This is a genomic window from Pseudomonas sp. PGPPP1 (assembly GCF_002255865.1).
GTDB lineage: Bacteria > Pseudomonadota > Gammaproteobacteria > Pseudomonadales > Pseudomonadaceae > Aquipseudomonas > Aquipseudomonas cremoris.
Genome location: NZ_NKIG01000001.1, coordinates 607,630 through 622,506 on the forward strand (window position 1 = coordinate 607,630; position 14,877 = coordinate 622,506).

General features: G+C 61.1%; 17 protein-coding genes. 13 read left to right on the plus strand and 4 right to left on the minus strand.

The window, feature by feature from the left end; all coding sequences use genetic code 11:
- The first annotated feature begins 6 nt into the window (after positions 1-6).
- The 6 genes from CFE47_RS02735 to CFE47_RS02760 all read left to right on the plus strand — a co-directional run bounded on the left by CFE47_RS02735 (position 7) and on the right by CFE47_RS02760 (position 6,167).
- Complete coding sequence (locus CFE47_RS02735) at positions 7-1,044, plus strand: ScbA/BarX family gamma-butyrolactone biosynthesis protein (protein WP_286835391.1); 1,038 nt, start codon at positions 7-9, stop codon at positions 1,042-1,044.
- A complete protein-coding gene (locus CFE47_RS02740; RefSeq protein ID WP_286835392.1) occupies positions 1,041-1,718 on the plus strand; it encodes an HAD family hydrolase in 678 nt (225 codons plus the stop codon). Before CFE47_RS02735 ends, CFE47_RS02740 begins: the two co-directional genes overlap by 4 nt.
- On the plus strand, positions 1,718-2,935 hold the full coding sequence (locus CFE47_RS02745) for a cytochrome P450 (protein ID WP_286835393.1): 1,218 nt from the start codon (positions 1,718-1,720) through the stop codon (positions 2,933-2,935). Before CFE47_RS02740 ends, CFE47_RS02745 begins: the two co-directional genes overlap by 1 nt.
- A 14-nt stretch (positions 2,936-2,949) precedes the next feature.
- A complete protein-coding gene (locus CFE47_RS02750; protein ID WP_286835394.1) occupies positions 2,950-4,497 on the plus strand; it encodes an MFS transporter in 1,548 nt (515 codons plus the stop codon).
- A 228-nt stretch (positions 4,498-4,725) separates the two neighbouring features.
- Positions 4,726-5,235 (plus strand): sigma-70 family RNA polymerase sigma factor, encoded by a 510-nt coding sequence (locus CFE47_RS02755; protein WP_105696888.1) that lies wholly within the window; start codon positions 4,726-4,728, stop codon positions 5,233-5,235.
- Entirely contained in the window at positions 5,232-6,167 is a 936-nt protein-coding gene (locus CFE47_RS02760; protein ID WP_286835395.1) for a FecR family protein, read from the plus strand. Before CFE47_RS02755 ends, CFE47_RS02760 begins: the two co-directional genes overlap by 4 nt.
- Before the next feature lie 179 nt (positions 6,168-6,346).
- Here the strand turns inward: CFE47_RS02760 and ppk2 are convergent, their stop codons facing one another.
- Positions 6,347-7,264 carry a polyphosphate kinase 2 gene (gene ppk2 / locus CFE47_RS02765; RefSeq protein WP_286835396.1) on the minus strand — a complete coding sequence of 306 codons (918 nt, stop codon included), beginning with the start codon at positions 7,262-7,264 and terminating at the stop codon, positions 6,347-6,349.
- 185 nt (positions 7,265-7,449) lie between these two features.
- Between ppk2 and pstS the strand changes: the two genes are divergently transcribed.
- The 7 genes from pstS to CFE47_RS02800 all read left to right on the plus strand — a co-directional run bounded on the left by pstS (position 7,450) and on the right by CFE47_RS02800 (position 13,093).
- Entirely contained in the window at positions 7,450-8,478 is a 1,029-nt protein-coding gene (gene pstS, locus CFE47_RS02770; RefSeq protein WP_185705908.1) for a phosphate ABC transporter substrate-binding protein PstS, read from the plus strand.
- Positions 8,479-8,552: 74 nt separating this feature from the next.
- Positions 8,553-9,518 (plus strand): phosphate ABC transporter permease subunit PstC, encoded by a 966-nt coding sequence (gene pstC / locus CFE47_RS02775; RefSeq protein ID WP_185705910.1) that lies wholly within the window; start codon positions 8,553-8,555, stop codon positions 9,516-9,518.
- On the plus strand, positions 9,518-10,411 hold the full coding sequence (gene pstA / locus CFE47_RS02780) for a phosphate ABC transporter permease PstA (protein WP_286835397.1): 894 nt from the start codon (positions 9,518-9,520) through the stop codon (positions 10,409-10,411). Before pstC ends, pstA begins: the two co-directional genes overlap by 1 nt.
- Positions 10,412-10,487: 76 nt before the next feature.
- On the plus strand, positions 10,488-11,249 hold the full coding sequence (gene pstB / locus CFE47_RS02785) for a phosphate ABC transporter ATP-binding protein PstB (protein ID WP_218187290.1): 762 nt from the start codon (positions 10,488-10,490) through the stop codon (positions 11,247-11,249).
- Between the two features lie 31 nt (positions 11,250-11,280).
- A complete protein-coding gene (locus CFE47_RS02790) occupies positions 11,281-11,979 on the plus strand; it encodes a hypothetical protein (protein ID WP_286835398.1) in 699 nt (232 codons plus the stop codon).
- On the plus strand, positions 11,979-12,572 hold the full coding sequence (locus CFE47_RS02795; protein ID WP_185705918.1) for a hypothetical protein: 594 nt from the start codon (positions 11,979-11,981) through the stop codon (positions 12,570-12,572). Before CFE47_RS02790 ends, CFE47_RS02795 begins: the two co-directional genes overlap by 1 nt.
- Before the next feature lie 128 nt (positions 12,573-12,700).
- Positions 12,701-13,093 carry a tautomerase family protein gene (locus tag CFE47_RS02800; RefSeq protein ID WP_286835399.1) on the plus strand — a complete coding sequence of 131 codons (393 nt, stop codon included), beginning with the start codon at positions 12,701-12,703 and terminating at the stop codon, positions 13,091-13,093.
- A gap of 44 nt (positions 13,094-13,137) precedes the next feature.
- Here the strand turns inward: CFE47_RS02800 and CFE47_RS02805 are convergent, their stop codons facing one another.
- From CFE47_RS02805 to CFE47_RS02815, 3 genes are all read right to left on the minus strand, one after another.
- The gene (locus CFE47_RS02805; RefSeq protein WP_286835400.1) at positions 13,138-13,743 is read right to left on the minus strand and encodes a cysteine hydrolase family protein; all 606 of its coding nucleotides are present in this window, start codon (positions 13,741-13,743) and stop codon (positions 13,138-13,140) included.
- A 95-nt stretch (positions 13,744-13,838) separates the two neighbouring features.
- Positions 13,839-14,456 carry an RraA family protein gene (locus CFE47_RS02810; protein WP_286835401.1) on the minus strand — a complete coding sequence of 206 codons (618 nt, stop codon included), beginning with the start codon at positions 14,454-14,456 and terminating at the stop codon, positions 13,839-13,841.
- A complete protein-coding gene (locus CFE47_RS02815) occupies positions 14,453-14,848 on the minus strand; it encodes a RidA family protein (RefSeq protein WP_286835690.1) in 396 nt (131 codons plus the stop codon). Before CFE47_RS02815 ends, CFE47_RS02810 begins: the two co-directional genes overlap by 4 nt.
- Positions 14,849-14,877: the final 29 nt, after the last annotated feature.

A 14,877-nucleotide genomic window follows, 5' to 3' on the forward strand; every position in this document is an offset into this window, starting at 1 on the left:
ATGCCCATGTCTGAATTGTCGGTTGTAAATCAAGCCAGCCCCGTGTCGCCGGCACGTTGTGAAAACACCGTGCCACGCAGCATGGTGCACCGTGCTGCGGTCAGTGAAGTATTCCTGACAGGCGCGGAACTGGTGAAAGACGGACACTTTCGCTGCAGCGCACAACTACCGCGCACCCACAGTTACTTCAGTGAACATACTCACCGTGCCGCGCACTACGACATGTTGTTGTTGCTGGAAGTATTCCGCCAAGCGTCGATCTATATTTCCCATGCGTTCCTGGATGTCAGCGCCCAAGACAAGTTCATCTACTTGGACAGCGTCACCCGTGTTATCGAGCGTAGTCTGCTGGTAGTGGGTGACCGTCCGGCGTCGGCGGAGATCGATGTGTATGTGGTCGATGAGTACCTGCGCCACGGCGAACGCAGTGGCGTCACGCTGAATATGTCGCTGAGCATCAATGGCGAAGTCGCGGCGCGCCATGAGCGCATGAGCATCCGCTGGATGAGTACGGCTGCGTGGAACAAGATGCGCGCCCGTGGCCTGGCGGCCATACCGGCCGATGCCGACCCGTTGGCACAGCTGCCAGCGCCGTTGAGTCCCGCTGCCGTGGGCCGTCACTGGTTGAACAATGTGGTGCTGGGCCGCGACTTGGAGCAGGGCGCCGAAAGCCTGGTGGCCCCGCTGATTGTCGACCTGAACAACCCGGCGATCTTCGACCACCCACTGGACCATATCCCTGGCATGTTGCTGCTCGAAGGCTTCCGCCAGGTCGCCCTGGTGGTGGCTGACCGGCAGTTGCAGACCGGCCCCGAGCAATTGCTGTTGTCCAGTTGCCACGTGGTATTCACCCGGTTTGGCGAGTTTGGTTTGCCGACGCGCGTGCGCGCCGATCTCAACCGTCTGGCCCGTGACGAACACGGGCGCATCACCCTGGCATTGGATGTGGAGCAGGGCGGGGCCGTGATCGCCACTGCCGAGCTGGAGTTGCTGCCCGTGGTTGCCAACCCGCCATTGGCGCTGGTAGCAGGGGGTGTGCGATGAGTGACGTGCAGTTTGTCTGGTTTGATTTTGGCGGCGTGCTGTCGCCACCGATTCCGGCGTTGTTCGAGCAGTACCAGGTCAAGACCGGTCTTGCGCCACGGGTGTTGCAACAGGCCATGAGCGATGTGGCCGATGACCTTGGCGTGCCAATGCTGGCGCCGGTAGAAAGTGCCTTGCTGACCGAGCAGGATTGGGGGCAGCGGCTGGAGCAGGCGCTGCGCCGACGCGATCCGCAGATCGACTTGAGCCGCGCCCGCTTGCAGTCTTTCGGCGAACAATGGTTTGCAGGCGTGCCACCCAATGCGCCCCTGATTGCAGCCGTACGGGCACTCAAACGCGCCGGTTTTCGTGTCGGCATCCTCACCAATAACGTGGTGGAGTGGGAGCAGCACTGGCGTGCCATGGTGGGCCTGGACGCGGTGGTCGACCTGATTGTCGACTCCAGCCGGGAACGCACCCGCAAGCCGGAGGCGGCGTTTTTCCAGGTGGCCATCGAACGCTCCGGCGTCGCCGCCAGGCACAGCCTGTTGATCGACGACGTGGCCGAGAACATCGAAGCCGCCGCCGCCTTGGGTTGGCAAGTATTGCACTTCACCGACAACCACCGTGCCCTTGCCCAGTTGCAGCGCCTCACCGGCGTCAGCCTGTTGCAACCCGCCGTGGAGACTGCCTGATGAATATTGCCGTGAGTGCCGAACCCCAGGTCACCGTTGCGCGCATTCCCAACCTGGATGCGCCGCCGGCTTATCAACTCGCCAGTCCGGCCAATGGCTTGCCGAGGATACTGCTGCCCAGCGGTCACCTGGCCTTTCACTTGACCCGCTACGAACATGTGCAGGCCTTGTTGCTGGACAACCGCGCGATCCGTGCCCCATGCAACGAAGAGGACGGCGCGAGTTTCCTGCCCACCATCACGCCGCCGGAATTGCTGCTGAACAACGACATTCCCGATCACGGTCGCCTGCGTAAGGTAGTCGCCCGGGATTTCAGCCCCAGTGGCGTCGCGGTGCTGCGGGAAAAAACTGAGCAAGCCACCCACGCACGCCTCGACGTACTGCAACGCCAGGCTCCTGGCGCGGACCTGTTTGCCCAGGTACTCGACCATATCCCGGCGACCGTCGACTGCCAGTTGCTTGGCATTCCCTTGAGTGACCGCGAGTACTACCGGCCCTTGAGCCACACCGTGCAGGTGGCGTCAGATGCCGATGTGCCGGAGCTGTTGAGCCAGTTCTGGGGCGTATACAACTACCTGACCGACCTGGTCACTGGCGCACGGCCCACCGACCCGGATGGCCTGATCCAGCGGTTTGTTGCCACCCGTGCCGACAGCGAACCGCCGCTCAATGACAAGGAACTGGTGGGCATTCTGCTCGGGGTGTTGATCGGCGGGGATCAGAACATCCTCACCGTGCTGACCAAGTCGGTGTACACCCTGTTGGCCGCGCCGCAGTTGTGGCAGCAACTGGTCGACGATCCGGCGCTGATACCCAGCGCGGTGGAAGAACTGCTGCGGATAATCCCGCTGGGCACCATCTCGACCTTCCCGCGCCTGGCCAGCGTCGACCTGGAAGGACCTTGGGGGCTGATCCCCGAGGGCAGCATCATCTATGCCGATGCGTTTGCCGCCAACCGTGACCCGGCGGTATTCCCAGACCCCTTGGTGATACGCCTGGACCGCAACGATGCGCGGCATTTGCAGTTCGGCTACGGCATGCACAACTGCATGGGCGCGGCGCTGGCGCGGCTGGAAATCACCACGGTGTTGCAGATTTTGCTGCAGCGCTTTCCCAACCTGCGCCTGGCGGTGCCGGCGGACCAGGTGCCCTGGGTCGACGGCATCATCTTGCGCCGTCCTGCCCGCTTGCCGGTGCACGGCTTCACTTCAACCTGACCTTGGAAGGACCCATGAAAAACTCGTTTGCCGATACGGCTCTACTCAGCATCATCCTGCTGGCGATCTTCGTCGTGCCCAGCTCCATCTCCGGCACGGCCCTGGCGCTGCCGGCGATTGGCGCGGATATCCAGGCGCCGCTGACCAGCCTGCAATGGGTGGTCAACGCCTTCAACCTGGCCTTTGCCTGCTTCACTCTGGCGTGGGGTGCGCTGGCGGATCGGCTCGGGCGCAAGCGCTGCTTCGTGGCCGGTGCGTCGCTGTATGTGGTGGCTTCGGTGCTGTCGGCAGTGGCCGAGAGCGCCTGGTTGCTGGACGTGGCGCGGGGGCTGGCGGGCATTGGGGCGGCGGCGATTTTCTCGTGCGGCATCGCCATTTTGTCCACCCACTTTGACGGCCCGGCGCGGCTGCGGGCGTTCGCCTTGTTCGGCACGGTGGCAGGGCTGGGGGTGAGCCTGGGCCCGACGTTGTCCGGGCTGCTGCTCGACAGCGTCGGTTGGCGCGCGATTTTCTGGGCGCATGCGGTAACCCTGGTGATTGTGTTGCTGGGCAGCCCATTGATCACCCGAGACGGGCAACTGGCTGAGCGCACCGCACGGTTCGACGTGCCGGGCGCGACGCTGTTTGTACTGGCGTTGTTGGCGTTGATGGTCGCTATCGTGCAGGGCTCGCAATGGGGGTGGACCAGCACGGGCGTGCTCGGCCTGGTGGCTGTGTCGGCGGTGTTGCTCGCGGTGTTCACCTGGCAGGAGCGGCGTCACTTGCAGCCAATGCTCGACCTGTCGCTGCTGTCGAGTGGCCCGTTCGTGGGGCTGGCGCTGGTCACCGTGGCGGCGTCGTTTGGCTTTGTGACGTTGCTGACGTACCTGCCGAGCTACCTGTTCGGCGTGCTGCAATTGAGCGCGACCCATGCGGGCCTGGCGATGCTGCTGCTGACGGTGCCGATGCTGTTTTGCCCGATCCTGGCGGGCAAGTGGGCGGCGCGCGGGGTGTCGGCGATCGGCATTCTCAAGGCCAGCCTGATTGCGTTGCTGGTGGGCGTGGTGGCGTTGGCATTGGTCAGCCAGGTCGGCGTGACCCTGTGGCAATTGGCGTTGCCATTATTGCTGGTGGGTATCGGCATGGGGCTGTCGGCGGGTCTGGTAGATGGCCTGGCATTGAAGACGGTGCCGGAGCAGAAGGCCGGGATGGCCGCCGGTTTGCTCAACACCTTCCGTCTGGGCAGTGAGGCGATTGCGGTGGCGTTGTATGGCTCGTTGTTGGCGACCTTGCTCGATAGCCAACTGCGCGGCACGTTGAGCCGGCTGGCACCGGATCCAACCACCTTGCAACGCTGGATCGATGAAGTGGCTGCCGGCAATCTCACCGGTTCGTTGCAAACCCTGGGCACTGAACAGGCCGGCACTGTGCACAGCTTGTTTATCGGCGGCTACGACAGCGCCTTCCATGGCGTGCTGTGGGCGTTGGCGGTGATCCTGCTGGTGCTGACCGCGGTGGTTACCTGGTTGGTGCGACCGCTGCGCCAGCAGGAACGCGTCGAGGCGCAATTGGCCACTCACTGACCGCGTTTCGTCACCGCCTGCGACGGCTGCAGGCGGTGCTTCGTCGTGCCCGTAAGCCCGATGAAGGTTATGCAAAAAATGCAGTTTGTTAACTTTTTTTATTCTTTTATCTGGTGATGCCCACTGGGGCAAACTGGATTCACCTGCCTGGATGCAGGTCTACCTCAACCCGACAGGCCCACCACCACTTGTCCGCTGGCGTGTGCAGTCCATGAAGATTATGGACCTATGGACCCGAATGCCTTGCTCAAGACCCGACTTATCGGGCAGATCTTCCAGCAGCACTACAGCTGGCTGTGCGCGCGCTTGTCCTACCGCACCGGTTGCAGCCACAGCGCAGAAGACATTGCCGCCGAGACCTTCCTCAAGGTCTGGATGCTGCCCGACCCGACGGCTATCCGCGAACCGCGCGCGCTGTTGACCACCATCGCCCAACGCCTGATGTACGAGAGTTGGCGTCGGCGTGACTTGGAGCGGGCCTACTTGCAGATTCTTGCCGAAGTGCCCGAGCACGTGCATCCGTCACCCCAGGAACAGTTGATCCTGATCGAGAGCCTGCTGGCCATCGACCGCCTGTTGGATGGGTTGTCGGGGCAGGCCAAGGCCGTGTTCGTGCACAGCCAGTTGGACGGCATGACGTACACCCAGATCAGCGAACGTTTGGGCCTGTCGCTGGGGCGTATCCACCAGTTGATGACCCAGGCGTTGCGCGCCTGTTACCTGGGGCTGAGCGAGTGAGCAAACACCCGTTGAACGACCCGGTGGCCGAAGAGGCCATCGGTTGGCTGGTGCAGATCCAATCCGGCGAGTTCACGCCCGCGCAGCAGGAGGCGCTGGATGAATGGCGCAGCACCTCGGCCCATCACCGCCAGGTGTACCAGCAGCTTATTGCCGGCCTTGACCAGTTGAAGGCCTCGCCCTGGCGCGGGCGTTCCAGCGCGCAGTTGTTGCGCAGCCTGGAGCATCCCAACAGCCGCCGCGCGTTCTTGCGCACCAGCCTGTGTGCGGTGGGGTTGGCGGCGGGAGTGGGCTGGGTGTCGCGCTTTGAAGAGGCGGGGCAGACCTACGCCACGGGCACCGCCGAACGCCGCACCTGGCAACTGGCGGACGGCAGCACGCTCAAGCTCAATGCCCGTAGCCAGGTGGTTTCCAAACTGTCCGCCGACCCACGCAGCCTTGAATTGCGGGCAGGTGAAATGCTGGTGGACGTGCTGCGCCCGTTGCAGGTCAACACCCGCGCCGGTCGCGTCAGTGCTACCAGTGGCCGGCTGATGCTGAGCGAGCAGGGCAGTGCCATGCGCCTGGTTACCCTCGACGCCGACGCGGTGCTGCACTTTGAGGGCGGCGCCCAGCAACGGATCGGCATGCACCAGAGCACGTTGTTCGACCACCAACGAGTCCTGACCCAAGTGCCCATGGCGACAACCGAGACCGCTTGGCTGGACGGCTGGCTGGTGGTACGCAACCAGACGTTGGCCACGGTGGTGGACGCGATCCGGCCGTATCGCAGTGGCATCGTGCGGCTGGATGCCAAGGTGGCGGGGTTGCGGGTGACGGGGCGGTTTCCGTTGGACGATGCGCGCCAGACCCTGGAGGCGCTGGAGCAAAGCCTGCCGATCCGAGTGACGCAATGGGGCGGGGTGCTGGTGCTGATCGGTGCGCGCGCTTGAGGCAATGTTTGAACGCACCGCGTACACCCGGCTGAAATACGATCAACTGTGGGAGCTGGCTTGCCTGCGAGAGCGGTGGTTCAGTTAGCCTATTCAGCGACTGACACTACGCCTTCGCAGGCAAGCCAGCTCCCACACGTGGGTGTGCAGCGCCGCACCACGTCAACAGCGTGTTCGGATCAGTACAGCTGCGGCACGATCAGTTCGGGCGGTGTGGGGCTGCGCGAATACTCCTCATGCCGCACGCGTTGCGGCAGTTCGATCACCGGCAGCTCCACTTCTTCGTAGGGCATTTGGTTCAACAGGTGGTTGATGCAGTTGAGCCGGGCTTTCTTCTTGTCATCGGCCTGCACCACCCACCATGGCGCTTCGGCGATGTGGGTGCGCTCGAGCATGATCTCCTTGGCCTTGGTGTAGGCCTCCCAGCGTCGACGGGACTCCAGGTCCATGGGGCTGAGTTTCCACTGCTTGAGCGGGTCGTGAATGCGGCTTAAAAAGCGCAGGTGCTGTTCCTGGTCGGAGATGGAGAACCAGTACTTGATCAGTTGGATACCGGAGCGGGCCAGCATGCGCTCGAATTCCGGCACGGTGCGGAAGAATTCCTCGTACTGGTCGTCGTTGCAAAAGCCCATCACTTGTTCGACGCCGGCGCGGTTGTACCAACTGCGGTCGAACAGCACGATTTCGCCGGCGGCCGGAAGGTGCGAGACGTAGCGCTGGAAGTACCACTGGGTCTGTTCACGGTCATTCGGCGCGGGCAGGGCAGCCACGCGGCACACTCGGGGGTTGAGGCGTTGGGTAATACGCTTGATCACGCCGCCTTTACCGGCGGCATCGCGGCCTTCGAACAAAATCACGACTTTGTGGCCGGTCTTGACTACCCAACTCTGCAATTTCACCAGTTCGCCCTGCAGGCGGAACAGTTCGCTGAAATAAATCCTGCGGGCGGCTTTTTCGCTGCTTTCACCGACGTGTTCATCGAACAGCGCGTTGAGGTCATGCCCGTCTTCGGACAGTTCCAGTTCCAGCTCTTCGTCGCTGTGATCCAGCAATTCGCGGTGGATGCGCTGCATCAAGGCGTCTTCTACTGAGGACATGGGCGTAGCTCACGTGGGGGGAGATGGCAAAGTCTTAGTCGCATTCTGTTACCAACCAATGACATCAAAATGCCTTTTTGCGGGGGTAGAAGGGGACAAGACGGCGTTTTGCCATTCCACGTTCATAAAAGCGTAACAAGAATGTTGCAGAGTGCCCGAGCCCGAAATCACAAGGATTTTCCTGAATGAAACGTCTGATGAAGTCTGCTGCACTCGCCGTCGCGGTTTCTCTTAGTGCCTCCTCGGTGTTTGCTGCCGAAAGCATCCGCCTGACCGGCTCTGGCGCAAGTTTTCCTGCCCCGATCTACCTCACCTGGTTCAAGGATTTCAGCAAGAAAACCCCAGGTGTGACCGTTGACTACCAATCCAAGGGTAGTGGCGCGGGTGTGCAGGACTTCCTGAACAAGACCGTTGATTTCGCAGCCAGCGACTCGGCCATGAAAGACGAAGACATCGCCAAGGTTGCTGAAGGCGCGCAGTTGCTGCCGATGACCGCCGGTGAAATCGTATTGGCCTACAACCTGCCGGGTAACCCTAAAGGTCTGAAGCTGCCGCGCGATGTGTACTCCAACATCTTCCTGGGCAAGATCACCAAGTGGAACGATCCGCAGATCGTCGCCGCCAACCCAGGCATCAAGCTGACTGACACGCCGATCACCGTTGTCGTACGGGCTGACTCCAGCGGTACCACCGCGGTATTCACCAAGCACTTGGCAGCCATCAACGCCGAGTTCAAGACTGAATTGGGCGAAGGCAACACCGTCAACTGGCCTGCCACTGACAAATTCATCAAATCGCCGAAAAACGACGGCGTCACCGCCACCGTTCGCCAGACCCCAGGCGCCATCGGTTACATCGAGTACGGTTTTGCCAAGCTGGCCAAGGTCGACTTCGCCGAACTGCAGAACAAGGCTGGCCACTACGTAGTGCCTAACGCTGAAAGCGGTGCCGAAGCACTGGCTGCGGTGACCATGCCGGAAAACCTGATCGCCTGGCTGCCGGACCCGGCCGGTGCCAAGTCCTACCCGATCACCACCTACACCTGGATGATCTTCCGCAAGGACAACGGCAACCCAGCCAAAGCCAAGGCCATGCGTGAAATGGTCGAGTACAGCCTGACCGAAGGTCAGAAGATCGCTGACTCGATGGGCTACATCCCGCTGCCACAGTCGGTAGTCGATCAGGTTCGCAAAGCGTCAGCCAACATCAAGTAAGGCTCGCGAGACCTCCATCGGCGTGTGCTAACCGCCGCGCCGATGGAGTTTCCCCCCTGTTTCGGAACTAGCCAATGAACACACCTTTTGTCGTACCGGTTAACCCGGACTCTGCTTGCCAGCCACCGTCTACCAAAGACTTCCTGGTTGATCGCACCTTCCGTGCGCTTGCACGCATAGGCGTAGTGCTGGTGTTGGCACTGGTCTTCGCACTGGTGTTCGAAGTAGGTCGCAAGGCGCTTCCAGGTATGGAAAAGCACGGCCTGGACGTTATTTTCGGTAGCGTTTGGGACGTTAACCAAGGCAAGTACGGCATTTTGCCGGCCATTTGGGGCACGCTGTACAGTGCCTTTATCGCGTTGTTGATCGCTGGTTTCTTCGGCGTCAGCATGGCGATTTTTCTCACCCAGGATTTCCTGCCGGCAAAACTGGCGGCGGTGTTTCGCACCATCGTCGAACTGCTTGCAGCCATCCCCAGCGTCGTCTACGGCCTGTGGGGTATTTACGTAGTGATCCCGGCCATCCGCCCGCTGACCGCGTGGCTGAACTCCGAACTCGGCTGGATCCCCTTTTTCGGCACGTCCCTGAGCGGGCCCGGTTTGCTGCCGGCCGCGCTGGTACTGGCCATCATGATTTTGCCGACCATCGCTGCCGTTTCCCAGGACGCCCTTACGGCGGTCCCGATGAAAACCAAGCAAGCGGCCTACGGCATGGGCACCACCCACTGGGAAGCGATTCTCAAGGTGATGGTGCCGTCTGCGGCCACCGGCATCTTCGGTTCCCTGGTGTTGGGCCTCGGGCGCGCATTGGGCGAAACCATGGCCCTGGCGATGCTGGTGGGCAACGCGAACAACATCTCCCTGTCGCTGTTTGCACCGGCCAACACCCTGGCGGCATTGCTTGCGCTGAACTTCCCTGAAGCCGGCCCGAACGAGGTCGAGGTGTTGATGTACGCGGCCCTGGTGCTGATGTTCATCACGCTGCTGGTGAACATCCTCGGCTCGATGATCATGCTCTACGCACAACGGGGTCAAAAATAATGACGAACCTGACTTCCCCTATCAAGGCCATGCCGAGCTTGCAGCGCAAGTTCGAAGGCCGAGCCCTGCGCAGCCTGGTTTTGACCACGTTGGTATGGGCTGGCGCGTTGCTGGCCAGCGTGCCGTTGATTTCCGTGCTGTACATGCTGATCACCCGTGGCGGCGCACGCCTGAGCCTGGAAGTGTTCACTGAACTGCCGCCTACTGGTTTCGAGACCGGTGGTGGTTTCGGTAACGCGATGGCGGGCACCTTCGTGATGGTCGGCATCGCGGCGGCCATCGCGGTCCCAGTCGGCATCATGGCGGCGGTGTTCCTAGCTGAACTGGGGCCCGACAGCAAACTGGCTAATTCCGCGCGCTTTGCGGCCAAAATGCTCACGGGCCTGCCGTCCATCCTGGCCGGTGTATTCGCCTACGCCTTGGTGGTGATGACCACCGGGACCTATTCGGCGCCAGCGGGCGGCGTAGCACTGGCCGTGCTGATGCTGCCGATCGTGGTGCTGACGGCGGAAGAGTCGATGCGCATGGTGCCCAAGATCATGAAGGACGCCGCCTACGGCATGGGCTGCACCCGCTCGCAGGTGATCTGGAAGATCGTCTTGCCTACCGGCATGCCGGCGATCCTCACCGGTGTGATGCTGGCCGTGGCACGTGCCGCCGGCGAAACCGCACCGTTGCTGTTTACCGCGTTGTTCAGCAACTACTGGATCTACCACGACGGCAGCCTGGCGGTGATGAATCCGACGGCGTCCTTGGCGGTCCTGATTTACAACTTCTCCGGCATGCCGTTCGACAACCAATTGGAGCTCGCCTGGGCGGCCTCGTTGGTGCTGGTAATGATCGTACTGGTCGTGAATATCGTGAGCCGTATCTTCGGCAAGCCAAAGTATTAAGAAAGGGAGCATCCGTATCTTGAACGCCTCTACTGCGCAAATAGCCGCTCCGTTTATCACCGAATCGCCTGTGGTCATGGACTGCAAGCTGGACAAGATTTTCTACGGCAACTTCATGGCAGTGCGTGACAGCCATGTGCCGATTGAAAAGAACAAGATCACCGGCTTTATCGGCCCGTCGGGTTGCGGCAAGTCCACGGTGCTGCGCAGCCTCAACCGCATGAACGACCTGGTCAAGGGCTTCCGTTTCGAGGGCCATGTGCATTTCCTCGGGCAGGACGTGTACGGCAAGGGCGTTGACCCGGTAGTGGTGCGCCGCTACATCGGCATGGTGTTCCAGCAGCCCAATCCGTTCTCGATGAGCATTTTCGACAACGTGGCCTTTGGCCTGCGCCTGAACCGCTACAAGGGCGACCTGGGCGACCGCGTCAAGCACGCCCTGCAAGGTGCCGCGCTGTGGGATGAGGTCAAGGACAAGCTCAAGGTCAGCGGCCTGTCGTTGTCTGGCGGTCAGCAGCAACGTCTGTGCATCGCCCGCGCCATTGCCACTGAGCCAGAAGTGTTGCTATTGGACGAACCCTGCTCGGCACTCGACCCCATCGCCACCCGCCGTGTCGAGGAGCTGATGGTCGAGTTGAAGAAGGACTACACCATCGCCCTGGTGACCCACAACATGCAGCAGGCGATCCGTGTGGCCGATACCACGGCGTTCTTCTCGGTGGATATTTCCCAGGGCACGCGTACCGGTTATCTGGTGGAAATGGGCCCAACGACCCAGATCTTCGAGAACCCACGTGAGCAAATGACCGGGGATTACATCAGCGGCAAGTTCAGCTGATCCAACCATTCATCGTTTTTCAGGAATGCCAATGACTGCAACACGTCGTCTTGATCTGGCCGCGATTGAACGCGCACTGCGTGAGGTGCAGGGTCGTTTTGCCGCGCTCAGCCGGGACTTTACCGAGCCCCGCGACCCCTTGACCGACGAGGTGTTGCAGAATGTACTTGAAGGCTATGCCCTGATTGACGACTATGTCGCGCGGGGTGTCGACCTGTTCGATCTGCAGCAGTTGAACCTGATGCTGGAGATCAACGCCACCGTGCTGTGCGGCAAGGATCCGGTGCGTCGGCTGGAATACGCCCCGCACCTGGCTGCAACCGAGGAACGCTTTTTCAACAACGTGGAAGGCGGCATCAAGGACTTGCACAGCTGGTACTGCAAGCACCACAACGAGTCGGTGTGGAAGCGCGCCGCCGGCGTGTATGTGCGGGTACTCAGCAAGCCGCAATTGTTTATCGAAGGCAATCACCGCAGCGGATCGCTGATCGTCAGCTATTTGCTGATGCGTGAGGGGCTGCCGCCGTTTGTACTGACGCTGGACAACGCCGAGGGCTACTTCAACCCGTCCTCGGTGATACGCAACTCAGCCAAGCATGGTGTGAAAGCTTTGTACGAATTGCCCAAGATCAAGAAAAAATACGCGGCATTCCTGGAAGATAATGCGCCAGACCCGGCGGAATTTTTCTTGGCAGATGCAAAGGTTACCGCGTACCTGGGTGGCCATTGATGGGAAGCAATCCAGTGCTCGACACCATGAACACCGTTTTCAAGGGACAGCGCGTGCGTATTTCGTTTGATATCGATGACACCCTGGCCTGCCAGCCGCACCACAGTGCCGCTGAAGACAGCAAGTTGCCGGAGTGCGTGCATCGCTGGTTGGGCGAGCCGTTGCGCAATGGCACCCGCGCCTTGATCCGCGAACTGCGCCGCCAGAATTGCAGTATCTGGGTCTACACCTCGTCTGGCCGCACACCGGCCTACATCCGTCGTTGGCTGTTGCTGTACGGCATCCACGTTGACGGCGTGGTCAACAGCGTGCGCCACGGCCACGCCCTCACGGCACGCGGGCTGTCGAACGCGCCCTCGAAGTTGCCAACGGCGTTCGATATCGACCTGCATGTCGATGATTCCGAAGGCGTACAGATCGAGGGTTACGACCACGGTTTCCGCGTGGTCGTCGTGCGCCCCGATGATGAGTTGTGGGCACAGAAAGTCCTGGAGGCGGTCGCCCGTGTCCAAGCGCAGCTCGCCTGGCAGCAGCAACCGCGTCGGCACAAGGTGCCTGCACCCACCTATTCGGGCATCACGCTTAACGGCTGAACGGATTGTATGCGTTAAATTCATTATATTTTTGTGAATTATGCGCTTGATGAATGTCCTCTGCAGGATTAGCTTAATGATCAGGGCCACCACTGTGGCCTGGCCACTAACCTGCCCGGGATTTTCCAATGCCTCTCGTTCGAATCGACCTCGCCGCCGATACCAGCGCTGAAACCGCCGCCGCCATCGGCGATGTGGTGTATGCCGCCATGACCACTGTGGCCAACGTGCCTGAGCACGACAAATTCCAGATCATCAACCGCCATGCCCAGGATGAACTGGTGTACCCGGCAGCGGGTTACCTGGGCGTCACCTACACACCTCGGATCGTGTTTATCCAGGTCACCTGGAACGCCGGGCGTACGGTCGAGGTGAAAAAGGCCTTCTATCAATTCATCGCCGACGGCATCCACGCCAAGACCGGGCTGCGCAAGGAAGATGTGTGGATCAGCCTGGTGGACGTGAAACGCGAGGATTGGTCGTTCGGCAACGGTGAAATGCAGTACGCGCCAACTGAATGAGGCGGGCAGGAAGGGGCGACTATTTCGAGTAGTCGCCCCTTTATTTATTGGGTTTTCAACGCCTCCAGAAACTGGTTGTGTTTCAGGGTTTGGGAAAACATCGGCAGCGTGAAGTTCTCTGCCGCGTGTTGCTGCTCGTCAGTGAAGGTCGCGGTGCAGTCGGTCAGGCTTACCACGTTATAGCCTTTTTCATACCCCGAGCGAACGGTACCTTCGACACAGCAATTGGTCAGAAACCCCGCGACCACCAGGTTCTGGATACCGTTATTGCGCAACACCAGGTCCAACCCCGTGGTGGCAAACCCATCTAGCCCGCGTTTGCCTTCAACCAGGATATCGCCCGCTTCACGGCCCACCGCCTCCGTGATCTCGGCGCCCCAACTGCCGGCGCGGAAGGCGCTGCCATCGGCGACGCCCTTGAGAATTCCATAATCGCGCGTGGTCAACTCCGGGTAGCCCTCGGCAAACTGGATCGGCAGGTGGATGATCTTCACTCCGAGCTTGCGCGCCTGCTGCACCGTGGTAGCGGTGTTGGCCAGCATGTCAGAGGTGCGCATGACGTCTTTGACGGCGTCGTGGAACACGCCACCGGGCGTGGTGAAGTCGTTCTGGAATTCGATCAGGACAAGCGCGGTGCTGTGCGGGTTCATGGTGGACCTCCGTTCAGTGGGTTGGCGCAGGCTGGTCTTACGGGGCAGGCTGCACCGGCTTAGCATAGACCGCCTCGAGCGCGTCGGGCAGCCTCTCAGTTAACCCTTAACACCGCTTCTATGGGCTCGCCCTGTTCTAGTCGGCGCAACAGCGCAGGCTCTGCGCGATCACTGAGCAGGGCCTGGTCGATGACGGCTTCAAGCGCCTGCCAAGGCAAGATCAACAGGCCATTGTCATCGCCCAGCACCAGGTCGCCAGGGTTCACTTGAACGCCGCCGCATTGCACCGGGACATTCAGGCGGCTTTCAGCGTTGCCGTGCAACTTGGTGGTGAGCAGGCTGGTGCCTCGGGCAAAGATCGGCAGGCCTGCCTCGCGCAGTTCGACGATATCCGTGACCATGCCGTCGACCACGATCCCTCGGGCACCGCGTACGCGTGCCGCACAGCTGGTCACGGTGCCGACGCAGGCGTGGTGCTGGTCACCGTTCATGTCGATCACCAGCACATCACCGTCTTGCAGGCTGGCCAAGGCGCGGTTGACGGCGATGGCATCTGCGTTCACCACGCTCAAGGTCACGGCTTTGCCCACCAGCTTGACGCCTGTGAGCATCGAACGAACCTGGGCGCTTACAAAACCGTCTTCGAGCAGGTGCCCGAGGGTGGCGAAGCTGACCTGATGCAGCTTGTCCAATAACGTGCTTGGGGCGTTCATAGTGGTTTCCTCGTTTGGATATCTATCAGTTCGGCCACGCAATCGATTTCCAGGGCAACCCCCCACAACGCGACGCACACCGTGGTACGTGCCGGCGGCGCGTGGCCGAGCACTTCGGCGTAGACACGGTTGAAGGGTTCCAGCTGGGCGGGGTCGGTCAGGTATCCGTTGACCTTGATCACATGATCAAAGTCGGAGCCAGCTTCGATCAGGATGGCTTCGAGATTGCGCAGCGTCTGGCGGACCTGTTCTTCGAAGGTGTCGGGTTGTTGATCCAGACCCGTCAGCGCGGGGATTTGACCGGCGGTGAATACCAGGTGACCGCTGACGACTGCTTGGGAATAGGGGCCGACTGGGCCGATGGTGCCGGGGGCTGCTTGTATGCGTTTCATCATTCATTCTCTAGAAAAGCAGGCCCCAC